Source organism: Pseudomonas sp. m6p (assembly GCF_055760375.1).
This window is the reverse complement of record NZ_CM147084.1, coordinates 3,753,364-3,775,108: the sequence shown is the minus strand read 5'-3', so window position 1 is coordinate 3,775,108 and position 21,745 is coordinate 3,753,364. Positions and strand designations below refer to the sequence as shown.

16 protein-coding genes are annotated in these 21,745 nt (G+C 60.8%); 8 read left to right on the top strand and 8 right to left on the bottom strand.

Annotation, left to right across the window (positions count from 1 at the left end; translation table 11 throughout):
• Positions 1-15 precede the first annotated feature (15 nt).
• Positions 16-1,362, bottom strand: coding sequence for a class II 3-deoxy-7-phosphoheptulonate synthase (locus ACYZUM_RS17060; protein WP_041069567.1), 1,347 nt, complete (start codon positions 1,360-1,362; stop codon positions 16-18).
• Between the two features lie 153 nt (positions 1,363-1,515).
• Between ACYZUM_RS17060 and ACYZUM_RS17055 the strand changes: the two genes are divergently transcribed.
• Positions 1,516-2,271 (top strand): spermidine synthase, encoded by a 756-nt coding sequence (locus tag ACYZUM_RS17055; protein ID WP_041069570.1) that lies wholly within the window; start codon positions 1,516-1,518, stop codon positions 2,269-2,271.
• 113 nt (positions 2,272-2,384) lie between these two features.
• Here the strand turns inward: ACYZUM_RS17055 and ACYZUM_RS17050 are convergent, their stop codons facing one another.
• Positions 2,385-3,176: a crotonase/enoyl-CoA hydratase family protein gene (locus tag ACYZUM_RS17050; protein ID WP_473060898.1), complete on the bottom strand. Its 792-nt coding sequence runs from the start codon at positions 3,174-3,176 to the stop codon at positions 2,385-2,387.
• Between the two features lie 421 nt (positions 3,177-3,597).
• Here ACYZUM_RS17050 and ACYZUM_RS17045 point away from each other — a divergent pair, with 421 nt between their 5' ends.
• Positions 3,598-5,271: a DEAD/DEAH box helicase gene (locus ACYZUM_RS17045; protein WP_007964821.1), complete on the top strand. Its 1,674-nt coding sequence runs from the start codon at positions 3,598-3,600 to the stop codon at positions 5,269-5,271.
• 105 nt (positions 5,272-5,376) lie between these two features.
• On the opposite strand, the gene ACYZUM_RS17040 is transcribed toward ACYZUM_RS17045, so the two are convergent.
• A complete protein-coding gene (locus tag ACYZUM_RS17040) occupies positions 5,377-6,144 on the bottom strand; it encodes a DODA-type extradiol aromatic ring-opening family dioxygenase (protein ID WP_473060897.1) in 768 nt (255 codons plus the stop codon).
• Positions 6,145-6,247: 103 nt separating this feature from the next.
• Here ACYZUM_RS17040 and ACYZUM_RS17035 point away from each other — a divergent pair, with 103 nt between their 5' ends.
• Entirely contained in the window at positions 6,248-6,904 is a 657-nt protein-coding gene (locus ACYZUM_RS17035) for a thiopurine S-methyltransferase (protein WP_473060896.1), read from the top strand.
• 198 nt (positions 6,905-7,102) lie between these two features.
• Here the strand turns inward: ACYZUM_RS17035 and htpX are convergent, their stop codons facing one another.
• Together htpX and ACYZUM_RS17025 are read right to left on the bottom strand one after the other, a co-directional pair.
• The gene (htpX, locus tag ACYZUM_RS17030; RefSeq protein ID WP_041069582.1) at positions 7,103-7,990 is read right to left on the bottom strand and encodes a protease HtpX; all 888 of its coding nucleotides are present in this window, start codon (positions 7,988-7,990) and stop codon (positions 7,103-7,105) included.
• 302 nt (positions 7,991-8,292) lie between these two features.
• Positions 8,293-9,504 carry a pyridoxal phosphate-dependent aminotransferase gene (locus tag ACYZUM_RS17025; protein WP_003226761.1) on the bottom strand — a complete coding sequence of 404 codons (1,212 nt, stop codon included), beginning with the start codon at positions 9,502-9,504 and terminating at the stop codon, positions 8,293-8,295.
• A gap of 223 nt (positions 9,505-9,727) precedes the next feature.
• Here ACYZUM_RS17025 and msrB point away from each other — a divergent pair, with 223 nt between their 5' ends.
• From msrB to ACYZUM_RS17010, 3 genes are all read left to right on the top strand, one after another.
• The gene (gene msrB / locus ACYZUM_RS17020; RefSeq protein ID WP_041069831.1) at positions 9,728-10,123 is read left to right on the top strand and encodes a peptide-methionine (R)-S-oxide reductase MsrB; all 396 of its coding nucleotides are present in this window, start codon (positions 9,728-9,730) and stop codon (positions 10,121-10,123) included.
• A gap of 192 nt (positions 10,124-10,315) precedes the next feature.
• Positions 10,316-10,801, top strand: a complete 486-nt coding sequence (locus ACYZUM_RS17015) for a glutathione peroxidase (RefSeq protein WP_027613435.1) — start codon at positions 10,316-10,318, stop codon at positions 10,799-10,801.
• Positions 10,798-11,259 (top strand): MarR family winged helix-turn-helix transcriptional regulator, encoded by a 462-nt coding sequence (locus ACYZUM_RS17010; RefSeq protein WP_473060895.1) that lies wholly within the window; start codon positions 10,798-10,800, stop codon positions 11,257-11,259. The genes ACYZUM_RS17015 and ACYZUM_RS17010 overlap by 4 nt, the downstream gene beginning before the upstream one ends.
• Here the strand turns inward: ACYZUM_RS17010 and ACYZUM_RS17005 are convergent.
• Positions 11,243-13,564 (bottom strand): hybrid sensor histidine kinase/response regulator, encoded by a 2,322-nt coding sequence (locus ACYZUM_RS17005; protein WP_198758824.1) that lies wholly within the window; start codon positions 13,562-13,564, stop codon positions 11,243-11,245. The two genes, ACYZUM_RS17010 and ACYZUM_RS17005, sit on opposite strands and share 17 nt — an antisense overlap.
• A 165-nt stretch (positions 13,565-13,729) precedes the next feature.
• Here ACYZUM_RS17005 and ACYZUM_RS17000 point away from each other — a divergent pair, with 165 nt between their 5' ends.
• Positions 13,730-14,620 carry an ATP-binding protein gene (locus ACYZUM_RS17000; protein ID WP_473060894.1) on the top strand — a complete coding sequence of 297 codons (891 nt, stop codon included), beginning with the start codon at positions 13,730-13,732 and terminating at the stop codon, positions 14,618-14,620.
• Positions 14,617-15,099, top strand: coding sequence for a GAF domain-containing protein (locus ACYZUM_RS16995; protein WP_039770434.1), 483 nt, complete (start codon positions 14,617-14,619; stop codon positions 15,097-15,099). Before ACYZUM_RS17000 ends, ACYZUM_RS16995 begins: the two co-directional genes overlap by 4 nt.
• Here ACYZUM_RS16995 and ACYZUM_RS16990 read toward each other — a convergent pair whose 3' ends face one another.
• A complete protein-coding gene (locus ACYZUM_RS16990; protein ID WP_473060893.1) occupies positions 15,100-18,045 on the bottom strand; it encodes an HD domain-containing phosphohydrolase in 2,946 nt (981 codons plus the stop codon).
• Positions 18,046-18,093: 48 nt separating this feature from the next.
• Positions 18,094-21,738 carry a transporter substrate-binding domain-containing protein gene (locus tag ACYZUM_RS16985; protein WP_473060892.1) on the bottom strand — a complete coding sequence of 1,215 codons (3,645 nt, stop codon included), beginning with the start codon at positions 21,736-21,738 and terminating at the stop codon, positions 18,094-18,096.
• Between the last annotated feature and the right edge of the window lie 7 nt (positions 21,739-21,745).

Sequence of the window (21,745 nt, the reverse complement as noted above, 5' to 3'; positions counted from 1 at the left end):
ATGGGGCGACTCGGTCTAGCGGCGGACCTGTTTCAGAGTTTCCGCAATCAAAAACGCCAGTTCCAGCGACTGATCGGCATTCATCCGCGGATCGCAGTGGGTGTGATAACGATCCGACAACCCGTCTTCCGTGATCGGCCGCGCGCCACCGATGCACTCGGTGACATTCTGCCCGGTCATCTCGATGTGAATCCCGCCGGCATAAGTACCTTCGGCTTCATGCACCTGGAAGAACTGTTTCACCTCACCCAGGATCTGCGCGAAGTCGCGGGTCTTGTAGCCGCTGCTGGCCTTGATCGTGTTGCCGTGCATCGGGTCGGAGCTCCACAGCACCTGCTTGCCTTCACGCTGTACCGCGCGGATCAGCGCCGGCAGGTGATCGCCGACCTTGTTCGCGCCCATCCGCGCAATCAGGTTCAGGCGGCCGGGATCGTTGTCCGGGTTGAGCACGTCGATCAGGCGGATCAGGTCGTCCGGGTTCATGCTCGGGCCGACTTTGACGCCAATCGGGTTGTTCACCCCGCGCAGGAATTCGACGTGAGCACCGTCGAGCTGACGGGTACGGTCACCGATCCACAGCATGTGCGCCGAGCAATCGTAGTAATCGTTGGTCAGGCTGTCGCGACGCACGAAGGCTTCTTCGTAATTCAGCAGCAGCGCTTCGTGGGCGGTGAAGAAACTGGTTTCGCGCAGTTGCGGCGAGCTGTCCATGCCGCAGGCGCGCATGAACGCCAGGGTTTCATCGATGCGATCGGCGAGGTGGCTGTATTTTTCGGCCAGTGCCGAGTTGGCGATGAAATCCAGGTTCCACTTGTGCACCTGATGCAGGTCGGCAAAACCGCCCTGGGCGAAGGCGCGCAACAGGTTCAAGGTGGCGGTGGACTGGTGATAGGACTGCAGCAGGCGCTCCGGATCCGGCACGCGGCTCTTTTCGTCGAATCCGATGCCGTTGACGATGTCGCCACGGTAGGCGGGCAAGGTCACGCCGTCGAGGGTTTCGTCGTTGGCCGAGCGCGGCTTGGCGAACTGACCGGCCATGCGCCCGACCTTGACCACCGGACAACCGGCGGCGAAGGTCATGACGATCGCCATTTGCAGCAACACTTTGAACGTGTCGCGAATCTTCGCCGCCGAGAACTCGGCAAAGCTTTCCGCGCAATCGCCGCCCTGCAACAGGAACGCCCGGCCCTGAGTCACTTCGGCAAACTGGCGGCGCAGCTCGCGTGCTTCACCGGCAAACACCAGCGGCGGATAGCTGGCCAGGGTCTGCTCGACCTGGCGCAGATGCGCGGCGTCGGGGTATTGGGGTTGTTGCTGGATCGGCAGGGCGCGCCAGCTGTCAGGACTCCAGGGTTGGCTCATCACGGTCTCTAATGGGTTCTACGCACGGGAAGGCCATGGTAGCAGCAATTAGTGCGTGACCTGCTCCCGCCCCATCACCGACAATCGCCGCTTTGCCACGGCGCCGCAGCGGTGCCATCGCGTCACCGCGCCCGGTGACCATCAGGAGACGAAATGACTGAGGAGCGCGTCGAGCTGTTGCTCGCCGAGGTACAGGATGAGTTCGGCGTGATTCGCGTGCTGGAAGTGGCCGATTACCGCTTTCTGGAATTCGGCGATGCTATTGAGCAGAGCTGCGTGTTCACCGCCGATCCGAGCTGGCTGGAATACGACTACACCCGGGCGATGCTGATTGGCGCGTTGTGCCATGAACAACCGGAGAGCGCGCTGTTTCTTGGCCTCGGTGCCGGTACGCTGACCCAGGCCTGCCTCAAGTTCCTGCCGCTGGAAGATGTCGAAGCCATCGAACTGCGCCCGGACGTGCCGCGTTTGGCCATCGAATACCTGGGGCTGGATGACGATCCGCGTTTGTACATTCGGGTCGGCGATGCGCTGGAGTTGCTGCCGACGGCCGAGCCTGCGGATCTGATCTTTGTCGACCTGTACACCGATGTCGGCCCGGGTGTCGGGCATCTGGCCTGGAGTTTTCTCGGTGACTGTCAGAAGCGTTTGAATCCGGGCGGCTGGCTGGTGATCAACCAGTGGGCCACCGATGATGGCAAACCGTTGGGCGCCGCGTTGCTGCGTGGGCTCTACCACCGGCATTACTGGGAACTGCCGGTGAAGGAGGGCAATGTGATTCTGATTGTGCCGGCGGATCTCGATCAGGAGCTCGACATGCAGGCGTTGACCGCCCGCGCTGAAGCGCTGGCGCCGCGGTTGGGGTATTCGTTGCAGTCGTTGATCAACAGTATTCGCCCAGCCACCTGAGCGGCGACTCGGTCAACTGTAGGAGCTGCCGAAGGCTGCGATCTTTTGACTTTGATTTTAGAAACAAGATCAAAAGATCGCAGCCTTCGGCAGCTCCTACAGGGAGGAGTTCATCAGATCCCTTTGAAGATGCCTGGCCGCCGCTCAACCAGCGAGCTGATGCCTTCCTTGGCATCCTCACTCCCCAGCAACTTCTTCACCAGCGCCGGCAATCCCTGTGCCGCCGCCGTCTCACCTTCATACCGTGCCTGCCGCGCCGACATCAGCGTCGCCTGCACCCCCAACGGTGCCTGCCGGGCAATCCGCTCGGCCAGTTCGATCGCTCGGGGCAGCAGGTCCTCACTGGCCATTACTTCCTGTACCAAACCCAGGCGCAATGCATCATGCGCATCGAACTCATCGCCGGTCAGCAGCCAGCGCATGGCATTGCCCCAGCCGGCCACCTGATGAAAACGCAAGGTCGCGCCACCGAAAGGAAAAATCCCCCGCTGCACTTCCATTTGCGCGAAGCGGGTATTGCTCGCGCACAGGTTGATGTCAGCGGCCAGCATCAACTCGATGCCGATGGTCAGGCAGTAGCCTTGTGCGGCCACAATCACCGGCTTGCTCACGCGCGGCCCGACGAAAACACCCCACGGGTCGCAACCGCCGGTCGGAACCCGCCAGCCTTCGGCGAGGGCGGCGCTGGTGTTGAGCAGATCCAGACCGGCGGTAAAGTGCTCGCCATGCCCGAACACCACGGCCACTCGCGCGTCACTGTCGGCCTCGAACTCACCGTAGGCCAGGCTCAGGTCATTGAGCAGATCGAGGTCGAAGGCATTGCGTTTGGCGGCCCGGTCGAGGCCAATCAAGTGGACATGACCACGATGTTCGCGGCTGACGCGGCCGGGGCAGGGCTGATTCATGGGTAGATCCTCGGGCGGGAAGGGCGGGTGCAGCGACGGTATGCCGCACATCGATGAATCGTTTAAGCGTCATCACCCGCAAGGCCGGGCCTTTGCAAAATAGACCTTCGCACGATTATCCGCAAAACCCCGTTACACAGCGGTGACACAGCGATTCAGCTGATAAAAAAAGCTCCCTTTTTGGGCAAATTCCGGTATAGTGCGCGCCGGCCTTTAACCGGGCCGCGTTTAGGTTGCGCAATTCCCCGAAGTCAGCTTCGGCTGCACGTCCGCACTGCGGGCTCTTCCTTGACGATTCTTTTTCATTCATACGTTTTCGCAAATCCCCGCCGACAAAGCTGCCAGGGCGACTCTTGAGTCTCAACACGGCATGCGCAGCTTTGGAGCATGGGTCTTTGCGGATGCACTTAGAGGCAGACCCATGACCCAGGAAATCGGCGGCTTCGCCGCTCTTGAACTTCATCCCAATATTGTCGCTGCAGTAGTCGCTACCGGCTATGAAGAGCCTTCGGCCATTCAGCAGCAGTCGATCCCGATCATCCTCGCCGGTCACGATATGATTGGTCAGGCGCAAACCGGTACCGGTAAAACCGCTGCCTTTGCCCTGCCTATCCTGCACCGCATTGATCCGTCCAAGCGCGAGCCGCAAGCTCTGATCCTGGCCCCAACTCGTGAGTTGGCGCTACAAGTTGCAACCGCTTTCGAAACCTACGCCAAGCAAATGCCGGGCGTAACTGTTGTGGCTGTCTACGGCGGCGCGCCGATGGGCCCACAATTGAAAGCAATCCGTAATGGCGCACAGATCGTTGTCGCCACGCCGGGCCGTCTGTGCGACCACCTGCGTCGCGACGAAAAAGTCCTCGCTACCGTGAACCACCTGGTTCTGGACGAGGCGGACGAAATGCTCAAACTGGGCTTCATGGACGACCTGGAAGTGATCTTCAAGGCCATGCCGGAAACCCGTCAGACCGTATTGTTCTCGGCAACCTTGCCGCAGTCGATCCGTGCCATCGCCGAGCGCCACCTGCGCGATCCGAAGCACGTGAAGATCCAGAGCAAGACTCAGACCGTTACCGCGATCGAACAGGCTCACCTGTTGGTTCACGCTGACCAGAAGACCTCTGCCGTTCTCAGCTTGCTGGAAGTGGAAGACTTCGACGCGCTGATCATGTTCGTGCGCACCAAGCAAGCGACCCTGGATCTGGCCAGTGCCCTGGACGCCAAAGGCTACAAAGCCGCTGCGCTGAACGGTGACATCGCCCAGAACCAGCGTGAGCGCGTCATCGACTCGCTCAAGGATGGCCGTCTGGACATCGTTGTCGCGACCGACGTGGCTGCCCGTGGTCTGGACGTTCCGCGCATCACCCACGTGTTCAACGTGGACATGCCGTACGATCCGGAATCCTACGTGCACCGTATCGGCCGTACCGGCCGTGCCGGTCGCGAAGGTCGTGCGCTGCTGCTGGTGACTCCACGTGAGCGCCGCATGCTGCAAGTGATCGAGCGTGTCACCGGCCAGAAAGTTGCCGAAGTGCGTCTGCCGGACGCTCAAGCTGTGCTCGATGCACGCATCAAGAAACTGACCAACAGCCTGTCGCCGCTGGTTGCCGATGCCGAATCGACTCACGGCGAGCTGCTCGATCGTCTGACCGCTGACATCGGTTGCACCCCGCGTGCACTGGCTGCAGCCCTGCTGCGCAAGGCAACCAATGGTCAAGCGCTGAACCTGGCAGCGATCGAGAAGGAACGTCCACTGGTGCCGAACAACGCACCGCGTGGCGACCGTCCTGAGCGTTCCGGTGATCGTCCTGATCGTGGTGACCGCGAGCGTCGCGCGCCAATGCCTCTGGGCGAAGGCCGTGCCCGTTGCCGTACCGCGCTGGGTGCGCGTGACGGTATCGCCGCCAAGAACCTGCTGGGCGCCATCCTCAACGAAGGTGGTCTGGCCCGCGAAGCGATCGGTCGCATCCAGGTGCGTGACAGCTTCAGCCTCGTCGAGCTGCCGGAAGATGGTCTGGACAAACTCCTGACCAAGCTGAAGGACACTCGCGTCGCTGGCAAGCAGCTGAAACTGCGTCGCTACCGCGAAGATTGATCCGCCCTCGGGCTGATTGATCGAACATGAAAAATCCCCGACTGGTTCGGGGATTTTTTATGCCTGCTTTTTGCCTTTGTGGGAGCGAGCCTGCTCGCGAAGGCGTCAACCGAAGCGATAAATATCCATACCCAGCGCGCCCATCGTGAACCCTTGATGAGCAATGCTGAACTCACCTCCCGCGCCACGGGCGAAATACAACGGCAACAAATGTTCGTCACTCGGATGGCTGCGCACCGCATTTGGCGCCTGCTGACGATAGTCGTGCAACGCCGCTTCGTCATTGGCTGCCAACTTGTCGATCATCCAGTCACGAAAATCCCGCGCCCACGGCTCGACGCTTTCCGGGCCGGCATGCCAGTCCAGTTCGCGCAGGTTGTGGGTGATGCTGCCGGAGCCGATCAGCAAAATACCCTGCTCGCGCAGACTCGCCAGCGCGTGCCCGACACGGGTTTGCAGCGCCGGGCCACCGCGACTCGGCAGCGATACCTGCACCACCGGAATATCCGCCTGCGGGTACATCAGTGACAGCGGCACCCAGACGCCGTGGTCGAACGGTCGTTGCGCATCGAGGCGAGCCGGCAGATGGGCAGCGTTGAGCAGTTCGGCCACTTCGGTGGCCAGTTGCGGATTGCCCGGCGCCGGATATTGCACTTCAAACAGGGCGCGGGGAAAACCGCCGAAGTCATGCCAGGTTTCGGGTTGCGAATGGCTGCTGACCCGCAATTCCTGGCTTTCCCAGTGGGCAGAGACAATCACGATGGCTTTCGGTTTGGGCAGTTCAGCCGCCAGGCGCTGCAGAGCCGGGCCGCTGGCGCCTGGCTCCAGAGCAAGCATGGGTGAACCATGGGAAATAAACAGGCTGGGAAACATGATGGGTTCCTGAGCGGTAAGATGGTGCCATCTTCAGTCAGATCATTGATCTAAATCTAATATAAGTTTTAACGCCTTTTGATCGAATTTTTTGGGGTGAAGCATGCAGCCTGAGTTTTGGCACAAGAAGTGGGAATCCAATCAGATCGGCTTTCATCTGCCTGAGGTCAACCCGTATCTACAGCGTCACTGGCCGCAGTTGGCGATCCCGATGCAGGCGCGGGTGCTGGTGCCGTTGTGCGGCAAAAGCCTGGATCTGTTGTGGCTGGCCGGGCGCGGACATCAGGTGTTCGGGGTCGAGTTGTCGCAGAAGGCCATCGAGGACTTCTTCAGTGAGCATCAGGTAACGCCGCAGGTCAGCGACGAGGGACCGTTCAAGGTCTATCGCGGCGATTCCATCGAGTTGTGGTGCGGTGATTTCTTCGCGCTGACTGCAGACGATGTAGCGGACTGCGCGGCATTGTACGACCGCGCAGCGTTGATCGCCTTGCCGCCTGCGATGCGTGAACGCTATGCGGCGCATCTGCAGCAAATCCTGCCGCCGGTTGTGCAGGGGCTGTTGATCACACTGGATTACGATCAGGCGCAGATGTCCGGGCCACCGTTTGCGGTGAGCGACGATGAGGTGCAGCGCTTGCTGGGGGGTGCCTGGCAGGTGCGAATGCTGGAAGAGCAGGATGTGCTGGGGGAGAGCTGGAAGTTTCTGCAGGCGGGGGTGACGCGGTTGGAGGAGCGGGTTTACCGGGTTTCTGGTCGATAGGTTTGTATTGGCTGTGCGGGCCCCATCGCTGGCAAGCCAGCTCCCACAGTGATCTGCTGCGTCCTCGAATCCAGAAAACACCACAAAACCCTGTGGGAGCTGGCTTGCCAGCGATGGGGCTAGATCAGCCAACACACAATCCCGAGCACAAAAAAGGCCCGCATCACTGCGGGCCTTTTTATTGTTACGCCGGTCGGATCAACCGCGACGACGCAGCGCGTCGATACGCTCTTCCAGCGGCGGGTGGCTCATGAACATGCGGGCAAAGCCCTGTTTGATGCCACCGTTGATGCCGAAGGCGTTCAGAGTGTCCGGCATGTGTACCGGCAGGCCCTGTTCGGCGCGCAGGCGTTGCAGCGCGCCGATCATCGCGTTGGTGCCCGCCAGACGTGCGCCGGCTTCGTCGGCACGGAATTCGCGCTTGCGCGAGAACCACATGACGATAGCGCTGGCGAGGATGCCCAGGACCAGTTCGGCGAAGATGGTCGCCACGTAGTAGGCAATGCCCTGGCCTTCTTCGTTCTTGAAAATCACCTTGTCGACGAAGTTGCCGATGATCCGCGCAAAAAACATCACGAAGGTGTTCACCACGCCCTGGATCAGCGCCAGGGTGACCATGTCACCGTTGGCCACGTGACCGATTTCGTGGGCCAGAACGGCTTTCACTTCATCCGGCGAAAAGCGCTCGAGCAGGCCCTGGCTGACTGCGACCAACGCGTCGTTCTTGTTCCAGCCGGTCGCAAAGGCATTGGCCTCGTAGGCCGGAAAAATACCGACTTCGGGCATCTTGATCCCGGCTTCGCGGGACAGTTGCTCGACGGTTTGCAGCAGCCATTGTTCATGCCGGGTGCGTGGCTGGCTGATGATCTGGGTGCCGGTGCTCATCTTGGCCATCCACTTTGAGATGAACAGCGAGAACAGCGAACCGGCGAAACCAAAGACCGCACAGAAAACCAGCAGCTGACTGAGGTTGAGATCAACCCCGTTGGCCGCCATGAACCCGTTGAAGCCGAACAGGCTCAGGGTGATGCTGGCTATCAGCACGACCGCCAGGTTAGTGGCCAAAAACAGCAGGATGCGCATCATGGTTATAGAAATCTCCTCAAGCTAAAGATGTAGCGTACTGCGGGGTATATAAGGTGCGGCACGGGGTGATTCAACTGAGTGACTATTTCAAACTGTGTCCTACAGCGGATTCCGGGCTGCAGGCCATTGCCCACGACCGAAACCGAAAGGGATGACAGCCAGCCGCCACCCGCCACCACTGCGCCAGAGACGTGTGGACTATACGAATCGCAAGTGTAGAAGGCCCTGCGAGGCGGGGAGGGCAGAAGTGTTGCTGAATCAGACAGTGCGCAACGTTCGGGCCGTTGCGCACTGTCGACCGGTTACTGGCGGTAGGACTTGAGGAAGTTGCCGATACGTCCGATGGCCATCTCGAGGTCGTCGACGCGGGGCAGGGTCACCACGCGGAAGTGATCCGGCCACGGCCAGTTGAAGGCCGTGCCTTGCACCACCAGCAGCTTCTCGGAGAGCAGCAGGTCGAGGACGAATTTTTCGTCGTTGTGGATCGGGCAGACCTTCGGGTCGATCCGCGGGAATGCATACAGCGCGCCCATCGGCTTGACGCAGCTGACGCCCGGAATGTCGTTGAGCAACTCCCAGGTACGGTTGCGCTGCTCCAGCAGACGACCTTGCGGCAGCACCAGATCATTGATGCTCTGATAACCACCGAGGGCAGTCTGGATCGCGTGCTGGCTCGGCACGTTGGCGCACAGACGCATGTTCGCCAGCATGTCGATGCCTTCGATGTAGCTCTGGGCATTGTGTTTCGGCCCGGAGATGGCAATCCAGCCGGAGCGGAAACCCGCCACGCGGTAGGATTTCGACAGACCGTTGAAGGTCAGGCACAGCAGGTCCGGCGCCAGCGAGGCGGTGCAGATGTGCACGGCATCGTCATAGAGGATCTTGTCGTAGATCTCGTCGGAGAACACCACCAGATTGTGCGCGCGGGCGATTTCCAGCATGCCCAGCAGTACTTCCTTCGAGTACACCGCACCGGTCGGGTTGTTCGGGTTGATGATCACCATGGCCTTGGTGTTCGGCGTGATCTTGGCCTTGATATCGGCCAGATCCGGGAACCAGTCGGCACCCTCGTCGCACAGATAGTGCACGGCATTGCCGCCGGCCAGGCTCACGGCGGCGGTCCAGAGCGGGTAGTCCGGGGCCGGTACCAGCACTTCGTCACCGTTGTTGAGCAGCGCCTGCAGCGACATCACGATCAGCTCGGACACGCCGTTGCCCAGGTAGATGTCTTCAATGCCGACACCTTCCACATTCTTTTGCTGGTAGTACTGCATCACCGCTTTACGGGCGCTGAACAGGCCTTTGGAATCGCTGTAGCCTTGGGCGGTCGGCAGATTGCGGATCACGTCCTGGAGAATTTCGTCCGGCGCTTCGAAACCAAACGGTGCCGGGTTGCCGATGTTCAGCTTGAGGATGCGCTGGCCTTCCTCCTCCAGACGTTTGGCGTGCTTGAGCACCGGTCCGCGAATGTCGTAGCAGACGTTGGCGAGCTTGTTCGATTTGCTGAACTGCATGGCGATGTGATCCCGAAAATGAACGATCCAGACGGCGGATGGCCAACCGTACTGGGATTCCTGCGTCTTTGCACAGGCGGAGTCTTGCGCGGTGGCGCCAATAATCCGTTTGAATGCGCCCGGTCTGGCTGCCAGACTGGCGTGTGACGAGGCGCAATCATACGTGCCACCCGATCCGTGGAAAAGGTACAGATCGGGCTTTTTCAGCCGTTGAGGTGTGATGATGGAAAAGTTGGAAAAAACCCTGGAAGAATGGCGTGCGATGCTCGATCCCGAGCAGTACAACGTGTGCCGGCTCAGTGCGACCGAACGGCCGTTCTCCGGCAAATACAACGCCACCAAAACCGACGGCATTTATCATTGCGTGTGCTGCAATGAGCCGCTATTCGACTCCCAAACCAAATTCGATTCCGGCTGCGGCTGGCCGAGCTTCTACGCGCCGATCGGCGAAAGCGCCATGACCGAAATCCGCGATACCAGTCACGGCATGATCCGCACCGAGGTCAAATGCGCTCGCTGTGACGCGCATCTGGGCCACGTGTTTCCCGATGGTCCGCCACCGACCGGCCTGCGTTACTGCATCAATTCGGTGTGCCTGAACCTCGAGCCGCGCGATTGAACTGCTCGCTCGAATGGATCGCTTGATTCACCCCTGTAGGAGCTGCCGAAGGCTGCGATCTCTTGATTTTTAAAGATCAAAAGATCGCAGCCTTCGGCAGCTCCTACATGATGGCAACTCAATTAATTAAATTGCACACAATTTAATTGCTCGCTATGTTTGGCCTTTGCCGATAATCCATGGAGCCGTCTCATGAGCGACAACCTGCTGAATATTCCTGTCACCACCATCAAGGGTGAGCAAAAGACCCTGGCCGATTTCGCCGGCAAGGCCGTTCTGGTGGTCAACACCGCCAGCAAATGCGGCTTCACCCCGCAATACAAAGGCCTGGAAGAGCTGTGGCAGACCTACAAGGATCAGGGCCTGGTGGTGCTGGGGTTTCCATGTAATCAGTTCGGCAAGCAGGAGCCAGGCAACGAGGGTGCGATCAGCGAATTCTGTGAGTTGAATTACGGCGTGAGTTTCCCGTTGTTCAAGAAGATCGATGTCAACGGTTCTGATGCGCATCCACTGTTCGTACAGTTGAAAAAGCGCGCTCCGGGTCTGCTCGGCTCCGAGGGCATCAAGTGGAACTTCACCAAGTTCCTGATCGGCAAGGATGGGCAACTGGTCAAGCGTTTTGCCCCGACCACCAAGCCGCAGGATATCAGCGGCGAGATCGAAGCCCTGCTCAAATGAACAGCCTGCCCGACGATTCGCTGAAGCTCGACAATCAGTTGTGCTTCAAGTTGTATGCCGCGTCCCGGGCGGTGATTCGCGCTTACAAGCCGATGCTCGATCAGCTCGGCCTGACGTACCCGCAGTACCTGGTGATGCTGGTGCTGTGGGAGTGGCAGGACAGAGCGCCGGAGCAACCGACGGTCAAGGCCTTGGGCGAGCGTCTGGCGCTGGACTCCGGCACTCTGACGCCGTTGCTCAAGCGGCTTGAGCAATTGCAGTGGGTGCAGCGCCAGCGCTCGACGCGTGACGAGCGTGAAGTGCATCTAAGCCTGACCACCCAGGGCCAGGCGTTGCGCGAGCAGGTTGGGCCGCTCAAGGCCCGATTGTTGTGCGACAGCGGCGTGGATCTTGATCGGCTCAATGATTTGCGTAACGGTCTTGATCACCTGCTGGGGCAGATCAAGGCGCTGACGTAGTCGGAATCCACTGGTCGAGCAGGGCCGCCAGCTCTTCGCGGCGGAACGGCTTGGCCAGATAATCGCTCATGCCGGCGGCACGGCAGCGCTCGCGCTCCTCGGACATGGCGTTGGCGGTCAGTGCCACGATCGGGAGGTGCGGCCAGCGCCCGCTCTGGCGAATCTGCCGGCTCGCTTCGTAGCCGTCCATCACCGGCATGTTGCAGTCCATCAGCACCAGGTCGAACTCATCGTGCTCCAGTTGATCCAGCGCTTCGGCGCCGTGGGCGGCGACCACCACGTCGCACCCGAGCTTGCCAAGCATGCCTTTGGCCACCAACTGGTTGACCGGATTGTCCTCCACCAGCAGCACGCGTCCGCGGCGTTGAACCGGCTGGCTTTCTTGCTGCGCATCGTTGTTCGTGGTGATGTCTGCCAGCAGAATGCGCCGCAGGATCTGATACAGCGCGTTGCGTGCCAGTGGTCGGGCCTGTTGCTGCAATGGCGCCAGCGCTGCGGCCTCTTCGCTGGGCATGAAGCTGCCATAAGCGGTCACCACCAGGATCGGCGCGCTGAGGGTTGGGCGCAGACTGAACAGGCATTCCGGGCAATCGGTGATCAGCAGATCGGGTGACAGGCCCAGCAACGGGTCGTCCATGGTGCGCTGTTCATACGTCACGCCCCACACCGGCAACAGCGTCTTGAGCAGTTCCGCCAGGCCGCTGCTGGCCGCGGTGATCGCCAATACCTTGCCGTGCAGCGGTGGCGGCATGATCGCCCGGGTATGGCACGGCAGCGGCAGGTCGGCACAGAACTGACTGCCGAAACCGGCCTCGGAACTGATGGTCAGTCGACCCTGCATGGCTTCACAGAGGTTGTAGGTCAGCGCCAGGCCGAGACCGGTGCCGCCGTACTGCCGGGTGATACCGGCGCCCGCCTGGGTGAACGGCTGGAAGATTTTCACCTGGGCTTCCTGGGCGATACCGATACCGGTGTCGCAGACTTCGATGCGCACCCCGTCGCCATGGGCCGACAGACGCACATCAACCCGGCCGAAGCGGGTGAACTTCAGGGCATTGGACAACAGGTTGCTGACGATCTGCCGCACCCGGGTCGGGTCTCCCAGCACCAGAGCGGGGAAGTGCGGATCGATCAGGCAGGTCAGTTCGACGCTCGGCGCGGCGTTCTGTGACAGCAGGTTGGCGGTATCCTCGATCAGCGAGCCGAGGTCGAACGGAATGTGCTCGAGCTCCAGTTGCCCGGCATCGAACTTGGACAGGTCGAGAATATCGTTGAGCAGCTCCACCAGCACCTTGCCCGAGTCATGGGCAATTGACAGCTGTTGCTGTTGTTCGGCATTCAGCGGGCCGTCAAGGGACAGAGCGATCATGCCCAGCAGCCCGTTGAGCGGGGTGCGGATCTCGTGACTCATGTTGGCAAGGAACGCCGAGCGTGCTTCGGCCATGTCCAGTGCGGTGCTGCGGGCGATCTCCAGTTCTTCGTTGGACTGGCTGAGCCGGGTGTTGATCGCCTTGAGCTCGGCGGTGCGGGCCGAAACGATGTGCTCCAGCTGCCCGAGGTAGTCGGTCAGGCGGTTTTCGGCGTTGCGGCGCTGCTGGATTTCCGTGGCGATGTTTTCGAACTGCTGGTTGGCGACTTTGACCAGCACGCCGATTTCGTCATTGGCGTGTCCGGCCGGGCATTCCAGCGTTGTCGGTTCTGCGCTGCGTGCGTCGCGCGCACTGAGTTCACGAATCAGCCGTACCAGTGGCTTGGTCAGCATCACGTAGAACAACGCCAGCAGGATCCCGGTGAGGATCAGGCTGCGGGCAAACCCGTTGAGCAAAGTGACTTCGGCGCGGCGCAGGAAACGGCTGCCGAACGCGTACGTGTCGACTTCAAGGCTGAGGATGCCCAATGATTCGTCGGGCAGGTGGTCGAGGTACAGACGGTCTTCGAACTGGCGTTTGGCGCCGAACAGGAAGTCGCTGATCACCCGATAGCCGCTTTGCAGCTCCGGGCGTTTGACGTTGGCCAGCACGTTGCCGTTGTTGTCCGTCAGTTGCGCCGAGATGATCGCCGGCGAACGCAACAGCCCCAGGGTCAGTTCCTGCGCCAGTTCCGCGTCGATGTTGTAGGCGATCCGCGATGCCGGATTGTGGCTGATTTCCAGCAAAGACAGGATTTCACGGTTGATGGAGGCGTCTTCGCTGGCATAATCGATGCCGATTTGCAGCAGGCTGAGCAGCGTGCCCAGAATGAACCCGACCAGCACAGTGAATCTGGCTTGCTTGTAAGACAGCCGGTGGGTGAATTTGATATCCATGGGGTGTTGAACCACTTCCGTTTCCCTTCGCTGCTCAAGCATAGTCGATCATGTCTGGATACCGAGGTTCCCGAATCGCCTTGTAACAAGGCCTGAGCGGGGATTGAGATCTGTCTGTCGTCGCTGTATCGACATCATCACTGTGAACGTGCCCGAGGAGAAGACGTGGATTCCCGATTGAATGCTTTTCTTGAACGCGCCGAGTCGGTTCTGGCGCGGATCGAACCCTTGCTGCCGGCGCCACGTCCGCTGATCGACTGGAATACTTGTCTGGCCGCGCGCTGGCAGCGAGACGGGCGTAGCGGGTACTTGCTGCCGCTGGACGTCAGTCTCGACATGCGCCTGTCCGACCTGATCGGTGTCGACCGTCAACTGGAGCACCTGGGCCGCAACACCCAGCAGTTTCTCGACGGCATGCCGGCTAACCATGCGCTCCTCTGGGGTTCGCGCGGTACCGGTAAATCCTCGCTGGTGCGCGCGCTGCTGGCTGAGCACGCCAAGGCCGGCCTGCGTTTGATCGAGATCGAACGCGATCATCTGGCCGACCTGCCGCGCGTGGTCGAGCAGATTGGCAAACTGCCACAGCGCTTCGTGCTGTTTTGCGATGACCTGTCGTTCGAATCCGGCGAAGGCGATTACCGCGTGCTGAAAAGCGTGCTCGACGGCTCGCTCGAGCAGGCCCCGGACAACGTTCTGCTATACGCCACTTCCAATCGCCGCCATCTGGTGCCGGAGAAGGAAAGCGACAACGAAAACTGGAAGCGTGTCGACGGCGAGCTGCACCCGAGTGAGGCGGTGGAAGACAAGATCGCCTTGTCGGACCGTTTCGGTCTGTGGCTGTCGTTTTATCCGTTTACTCAGGAACACTTCCTCAATGTCGTCGAACACTGGATCGGCCAGTTGGCCGCCAAGGCTGGCCTGAGCTGGCAGCGCGACGAACAACTGGACATTCTCGCTGTGCGCTGGGCCACCGGGCGCGGCAATCGCAACGGCCGTTGCGCGTACCAATTCGCCCGTTACTGGGTGGGTCTGAAATTGCTGGAGCACAAGGCATGATTGATTTGCAACAAAGCGGCCAGGGCCTCGAAGGCTACGGCATGTTGGCCGCACAACTGGAATCGCTGCTGGCGGACGAGCGCGATTTCATCGCGAATGCCGCGCAGTTTTCGGCGTTTCTGTTCAACCAGCTCGATGACTTGAACTGGGCGGGTTTCTACCTCAATCGCAATGAAGAGCTGGTGCTTGGTCCGTTCCAGGGCCAGATCGCTTGCGTGCGCATTCCGTTCGGGCGCGGCGTGTGTGGCGCCGCGGCGGCCAGTCTGCAGACTCAGCGCGTCGAAGACGTGCATGCTTTCCCCGGCCATATTGCTTGCGACAGCGCTTCCAACAGCGAGTTGGTAGTGCCGCTGGTCAAGGACGGTCGGTTGATCGGCGTACTCGATCTCGACAGCCCGAAACTGGCGCGTTTTGGCACCGACGATCAGGCGGGTATCGAGCAATTGGCGGCGATCTTCCTGCGTCTGACCGACTGCTGATCAGGCACTCAGGCCAGCCTTGCGCAGCAGGCTGGCCGGATCCACCGCATCGATCTGGCGCGGATCGAGAAACCGCGCAGCGTATTGCATGTAAACCCCGTCATTGATGAACAGCGCGAACAGCTCGGCGTCGATGTGCGCCTCGCGGCACATGGTGGCCATGATCGCCAATGCCTCGCTCAGGGTTTTGGCTTTCTTGTACGGCCGATCCGCAGCCGTCAGCGCCTCGAAAATATCGGCAATCGCCATCATCCGTGCCGGCAGGCTCATGTCTTCGCGTTTCAGGCGCTTTGGATAGCCGCTGCCGTCCATTTTTTCGTGATGCCCGCCGGCGATTTCCGCAACGCTGTCCAGGTGCCCGGGGAAGGGCAGGTGGCTGAGCATCAGGATCGTCTGCACCATGTGGTGATTGATGATGTAGCGTTCTTCGCGGGTCAGCGTGCCCCGGGCAATGCTCAGGTTGTACAGTTCGCCGCGATTGTATTTGTAACGCGGCACATCCAGTTTGAACCCCCACGGATTGTCTTCGGGAATCAGTTCACTCTCGGCGCGTTCGATCAGGTGTTCGGGCTTGTCCGCCAGCAGTGGTTCGCTGACTGGCAGCGTTGGCGCAGGCGTCTGCGCCTGACGGCGGTTTTCCTCCCATGACACCCCCAGGCGATCATCGAGGGTGCGCATCCAGCGCCGCTCGGCGATGCGCTCAAGGCGCTGCAGATCGGCGGGCGCCATGGCCTCACCGCCCAGATTGCAACGGGCAACAAAAGCAAAGTCATCGTCCAGTTGCGTCAGCGCGGCGTCACGCTGTTCGCTCAGTTGCACCGCGTTGCCGCCGAGCGCCAGCGCCTGCCAATAACTGACCCAGGCATCGCGCTTGAGCACTTCGAAACGGGTGCGAATTTCGTGGATGCGATCGTTGAGGGTTTCCAGTTTGGTCGCCTTGTCGACGACATATTCGGGTGTGGTGACCTTGCCGCAATCGTGCAGCCAGGCCGCGATGTGCAGGGCTTCCCACTCGTCTTCGCTGGGCTGATAACGCTGAAACGCCGGTGCCTGGCTGGCGGCAGCGGCTTGCGCAAGCATCAAGGTCAATTCCGGCACACGCTGGCAGTGGCCGCCGGTGTAGGGGCTCTTGGCGTCGATGGCGCCGGCCAGTAACTGGATGAACGCATCGAGCAACTGCTTCTGTTTCGCTTGCAGACGCTGACTTTCAATACTCACCGCCGCCGCACCGGACACTGCTTGCAGGAAGGCGATGCGGTCCGGGCGCAGTTTTTCCAGATCCTGAGCGTTGCCGCTGTCGTTGATCAGCAGAATCAACAGGCCGATGGTCTCGTTGTGACGGTTACGCAGGCGGATACCGATCAGGTGGATGCGCGGCGACTGCATGGCCAACAGGACGTTCTGCAAGTCTGCGGCCTGCTCGAATCCAAGGCTGCTGACCACGTTGTCGGCGTGGATCAGTTGCTGAAACCACGCCGGGCCCTGATCTGCCAGCAGGTCCTGGCCGAGTACGTTGAGCCTGCCCGGCTCCTGCGAAACACCATCGATCACCAGCCCATAGGGTTCCATCCGGTTGCCGTCGCTTTCGCGCAGATAGATCAACCCTGCCTGGGCCTGGGCGATCTGCACCGTTTCGAACAGCACCCGTTGCAGCAGCGGGGCGAAGCGGGTTTCGGCGCTGAGGCTGTCGGTGATGCGGAAGAAGCTGGCGAGTGTGTCTTTCATGCGCGCCATCGACAGGCTCAACTGGTCGACTTCCAGCACCGGCGAGCGGCGGGTGACCGGAAAATTGAAATCGAAACTGCGGATCGCGTCGGCTTCCTTGACCAGCGCGTGCAACGGTTTGACCAGAATCCGCGAGATCAGCCAGCCCAGCGGCAGGCACAGCAGCAAGATCGCGAGGGTGATCAGCGCGCCTTGCCAGCGCATGCGGTAGGCGTCGGCCAGCAGTTCGTCCTCCGGCACCAGAAGGGCCATCTGCAAACCTTTCGGCCCTCCTTCCTGCAGGTTGCTGCGGGCGACGATCCAGTGGCGCCCATTGACGTCGAGCCGTTTGCCCTGATGGGACGCGGACAGCAACGCGTGCAGGTTCGGGCTCAGGTCGGCGGCCTTGGCCAGGCGCGCGCTGCGGTCGTCGACAATCAGCCGGCGGCTATCGGGATAGGCCACCGCATTGCCATCGGCATCGAACAACACGATTTCGGTGGAGGGGGTGACGACATGCTTGAGCAAGGTGGCGGAAAGTGCTTCAAGGGTCAGGTCGGCACCGATGACGGAGTCTGCGCTGCTGCGACGGGCGAGCGTGGTGCCCACATTGTGCGTGGAGAAAAATACATAGGGCTCAGTGGTGATCTGGTCACCCTGTTGCAGGGCGTTGATGTACCAGTTGCGGGTACGCGGGTCGTAGCGGTCGTCGGTATTGACGTCGCGCCCCACCGGCGCCAGTGTCTGATCGAAGAACAGTGACTGCGACGATACGGTACCGCTGGCGTCGTGCTCGATGCTCCAGACCTGATAGACCGCGGTCGGCGGCGCCTTGAGCAGGGTTTTAAGGGCGTTGGTACGCAAGGGGCGAACCATGAAGAAGTCGCCGTTGCCGTACCCCAGATACAGCGACGCGAGATCGCTGTTGTCCTTGAGTGACTGAGTGAACGGCTTGAGTAGCGCCAGACGCTGCTGCAGGTTCGAAGCGTCGGCTGCCTGATCGTTGGCCAGAAGGCTCAGCAGGTGCCGGATCGGTTCGTAAGTTGAATGCAGGTCCAGGCGCACGTCCTGTTCGATGCGGTTGAACAGGTTTTCACTGCTCGACAGGATGATCCGGGTGGTCTGGCGATAGTTGAACAACCCCAGCACAACGCCTGTCAGCAACAGCAGGAAGGTGAACATGACGCTGATGTGCACGTGCAACGGGAATCGGCGTTGATCCGGGCGCAGTGGGCTGGGCATTGCTGACTCTCCATTGAAGTAAACGCACTGCTCAGCGTCCAAGCATAGTTAAGGCTCGCCCAGTGTGCCTTCTTCTAAAGGTTCCAGTTGTCGCTGCAATGCCTGCTCCAGTTCGACAATCGCTGCGTCGGTGGCCTCGGTGCAGCGCACGATGGTCGCCAGCGAGGTTGTCTGCAGGCAGGCTTGTTCCAGCGCATCGCAACAGGCAATCAGGCGCGAGGCCTGGGCGATCCGGGCGGCACCCTTGATCTTGTGTGCCACGACCGCCAATGCTTCACGGTCATTGTGCGGCGCCAGGGCCAGAAGCTCCTCGCGATCCAGACGGCTACTCTTGAGCAGTTGCGTGAGCAGGCGCCGGGCTTGCTGCGGATTGCCACCGGTCAACTGATTCAGGCCCTGAAGATTGAACGCCGGCCCCGGCGATGCCGGTCGTAACCCGTTGACCCAATGGTTCAGGGCGCTGAGACTCAAGGGTTTGAACAGGCAGTCATTCATGCCAGCCTGTTTGCAGCGCTTGACCTCTTCGGGCTGGGCATTGGCCGTGAAGCCCAGCACCGTACAAGGTGCGCGGCCGGTGCGCCGTTCCTGTTGGCGGATGGCCTCGGTCAGTTCATAGCCGTTCATCACTGGCATGTTGCAGTCGGCGATGACCAGATCGAATTCGCCGGCCTGCCAGACTGCAAATGCGCTTCGCCCCTCTTCGGCAACACTGAAACGATGACCGAGGAATTCCAGCTGCTGGCACAGCAGCAGACGGTTGGCCGGATGGTCATCAACCACCAGAATGTTCAACGGTGTCGCAGACGGGGCGATCGGCTGTGTGGTTTTCGCTGCGGTGGCCTTGCACGGCAGCGTCTGCAACGGCAACGACAGGCAGGCCTGGGTGCCGATCCCGGGCTGACTGCTCAACTGCAGTTGACCGCCCATCATTTCACAGAGGTTGCGGCTGATGACCAGTCCCAGGCCCGCACCGCTGCGAGCCTGTTGCCGCCCACTGTTGGCCTGGGAAAAGGGTTCGAACAGGCGTTGTTGATCTTCGGTGCTGATTCCGACTCCGGTGTCGTGAATGGTCAGTTGGATCAGGGAATACACGCCCGCGTCGTTGGGGCGTACGTCCAGCGCGATGCGCACTTGTCCGCGTTCGGTGAATTTGATGGCGTTGCTGATCAGGTTCGACAGGACTTGCTTGAAGCGCAACGGATCCAGCTCCACGTCGACGGCGAGTCCGGGAGGATTGACCGTCAGGGGCAAGGCGAGGTTTTTCTGGCGGGCCAGACCGTCGAAAATTCTGACCACTGACGCCACGGTTTCGACCAGATTGACCCGCTCGGGGCTCAGACTCAGGTGCCCGGACTCGATTCGTGCGATATCGAGGATGTCGCCGATCAGGCCCAGCAGATCCTTGGCCGAACAGTAAGCGGTTTCGATGGATGAGCGATCCGGTGCCTGATCGCTCATGCGCTCGAGCGTCAGTTCGAGCATGCCGATGATGGCATTCATCGGCGTACGGATTTCGTGGCTCATGGTCGCCAGAAAGGTGCTTTTGGCGCGGTTGGCGTTGTCCGCCTGCTCCTTGGCCGTGCGCAGCTCATCGAACAATTGGCGACGTTCACTGATGTCGATCCAGCCACCGATGATCCCTTGTACTTCGCCGCTGGAGTCGCGGTACGGCAGGATCCAGTGATAGATCGTCAGGCGCCGGCCACCGATGTGCAGCGGACGGTCCAGCAGCAGCGGCGTCCCTTCGGCCACCACCCGTTGGTAATCCGCCTGGAAGGCCTGGGCTTCGAAGGCATTGCTCAGGGTGCCCTGCATGACACTTTTGCCGATCATATCTTCGCGTTTGGCGTTGAAGGCTTCCAGATAGCTGTCGTTGCAGCTTTGCAGCAGACCCCGGCGGTCACGCACGTAGATCGGGTGAGGGGTGCCGTTGACCAGCGAGCGCATGAATTCGAACTGATCGTTGAGCGCGCGCTCGGCTGCCTGACGTTGCTTGATCTGGCGTCGCATGTAGGCGTTCCAGAGCAGTGACAGCAACAGCAGCAGGCATGCCGCCCCGATCAGTTGGTAAAACAGGCGCTGGTATTGATGCCAGTTGCTTTGCGCGGCATTGGAAAAACCGCGCCAGCGGCTGTTGATGACGCCCAGTTCTTCGGGGCTGATGCTCAGCAGCGCTTTGTCGAGGATCGAGCTCAGCTCGCGGTTGTCACGCGCCGTGGCCAGCGAGAAGGCGGCCTGGCGAGTGCCCAGGGTCGTGGTGATCTGCAACTGATGTTCGAAGATCCGCGACGAGATCAGGTAATTGGCGATGACCAGTGAGGTGACCGCGCCATCGGCCCTGCCTTCAGCGAGCAATGTCGCGGCGCCGAAGGTGTCCGAGGTTTCGGTCAGGCGGATATCGGGAAACTCGCGGCGCAGATAATCGGTCATGGGGCTGCCCTGGGCTATCGCCAGGTATTTGCCCCTGAGCTGAGCCGGATGCGTCGGGCTGTCGGGGGATTTGCGGGTCAGCAGGACGAAGGAGTTTTCCAGATAGGGGCGACTGAATTGCAGGGTTTTTTCCCGCTGCGGGCTGGGAAGCAGCGCCGCGATCAGATCGGCCCGATGCTGATTGATCTGCTCCACCATGTCGCCGTCGCTGCGGCTGCGCACCAGTTCGAAGCGCATGCCGGTGCGCAAGCGCAGCAGCTCAAGCAGGTCTGCGGTAATGCCGCGCAGATTGCCATCGCTGTCGAAGAACGTCAGCGGGGCGAACGCTTCGTTCACCACCACACGCAGCACCGGATGCTGTTTGAGCCATTGCTCTTCGTGATGGGTCAGTTGCAGCTTCTGGTCGGTCAGCAGAATGTCGCTGCCGGCGCTCCAGCGCTTGGCGATGCTGTCCCGTTCACTGGTCGGTATGGCCTGTAGCACGGCGTTGATGATGGCCAGCAGTTGCGGGTTTTCGGCGTGTACGGCAAAACTGAAACCGTGGGCTTCCTGTTTGCCGAAATTGGCCATGCGGATGTTGTTCAGATAGCCCTTGTTGATCATGTAGTGGGTGGAAATGGTATCGCCCAGAAACACGTCGGCCTGATCAAACGCCACCGCGTTGATTGCGTTTTGGTAGGACGGATAGGAGGTCAGGATGGCCTTGGGATACAGCGCCCGGACCTCGTCCTGGGGCAGATAGTGATAGACCATGCTCAGGCGCAGACCGGCCAGGCCCTGGGTGAGCGTGCGGGATTCGTCTTCACGGGTGACCAGTACCGGCTGATCAATGGCGTAGGGCGTTGAAAGCAGGATATCCGCGTCACTGGCTTCGAAACCGTTGGCGGTACCGAGCATGTCGACCTGACCGGCTTTCAATGCGCGCAAGGCGGCTTCCCGTGAGGCAAAGCGCTTGACCCGCACGGGCAGTCCGCTGGCCTGTTCGAGGAGGCCGGCGTAATCGGCGGTAAATCCTTCGTAATCGCGACCGCTGGCCGTCATGTCGAACGGCGGATAATCCGGTGCGGAAGTGCCCAGTATCAGTTCGCTGCGCGTCTGCAGCCATTGTCGCTGCGCAGGCTCCAGTGTCACGGACAGCGCTTCATGACCCGAACGGCTGCGCAGCACATACTCTTGCGCCGTGACGAGGTCGGCATGGCTCTGAGTCGCCAGGCACAGGCTCGCACACAAGAGGGCAAGATAGATCTTTAAACGACTGGGCATTCGGGCT

Excerpts from the sequence above, each read along its gene's own strand:
- ACYZUM_RS16985 (WP_473060892.1), bottom strand. The coding sequence starts at position 21,738 with ATGCCCAGTCGTTTAAAGATCTATCTTGCCCTCTTGTGTGCGAGCCTG.
- ACYZUM_RS17040 (WP_473060897.1), bottom strand. The coding sequence starts at position 6,144 with ATGTTTCCCAGCCTGTTTATTTCCCATGGTTCACCCATGCTTGCTCTG.
- ACYZUM_RS17060 (WP_041069567.1), bottom strand. The coding sequence starts at position 1,362 with ATGAGCCAACCCTGGAGTCCTGACAGCTGGCGCGCCCTGCCGATCCAG.
- ACYZUM_RS17005 (WP_198758824.1), bottom strand. The coding sequence starts at position 13,564 with ATGGATATCAAATTCACCCACCGGCTGTCTTACAAGCAAGCCAGATTC.
- ACYZUM_RS17010 (WP_473060895.1), top strand. The coding sequence starts at position 10,798 with ATGAACAGCCTGCCCGACGATTCGCTGAAGCTCGACAATCAGTTGTGC.
- ACYZUM_RS16995 (WP_039770434.1), top strand. The coding sequence starts at position 14,617 with ATGATTGATTTGCAACAAAGCGGCCAGGGCCTCGAAGGCTACGGCATG.
- ACYZUM_RS17025 (WP_003226761.1), bottom strand. The coding sequence starts at position 9,504 with ATGCAGTTCAGCAAATCGAACAAGCTCGCCAACGTCTGCTACGACATT.
- ACYZUM_RS16990 (WP_473060893.1), bottom strand. The coding sequence starts at position 18,045 with ATGCCCAGCCCACTGCGCCCGGATCAACGCCGATTCCCGTTGCACGTG.
- ACYZUM_RS17055 (WP_041069570.1), top strand. The coding sequence starts at position 1,516 with ATGACTGAGGAGCGCGTCGAGCTGTTGCTCGCCGAGGTACAGGATGAG.
- htpX (WP_041069582.1), bottom strand. The coding sequence starts at position 7,990 with ATGATGCGCATCCTGCTGTTTTTGGCCACTAACCTGGCGGTCGTGCTG.
- ACYZUM_RS17050 (WP_473060898.1), bottom strand. The coding sequence starts at position 3,176 with ATGAATCAGCCCTGCCCCGGCCGCGTCAGCCGCGAACATCGTGGTCAT.
- ACYZUM_RS17015 (WP_027613435.1), top strand. The coding sequence starts at position 10,316 with ATGAGCGACAACCTGCTGAATATTCCTGTCACCACCATCAAGGGTGAG.
- ACYZUM_RS17035 (WP_473060896.1), top strand. The coding sequence starts at position 6,248 with ATGCAGCCTGAGTTTTGGCACAAGAAGTGGGAATCCAATCAGATCGGC.
- msrB (WP_041069831.1), top strand. The coding sequence starts at position 9,728 with ATGGAAAAGTTGGAAAAAACCCTGGAAGAATGGCGTGCGATGCTCGAT.
- ACYZUM_RS17045 (WP_007964821.1), top strand. The coding sequence starts at position 3,598 with ATGACCCAGGAAATCGGCGGCTTCGCCGCTCTTGAACTTCATCCCAAT.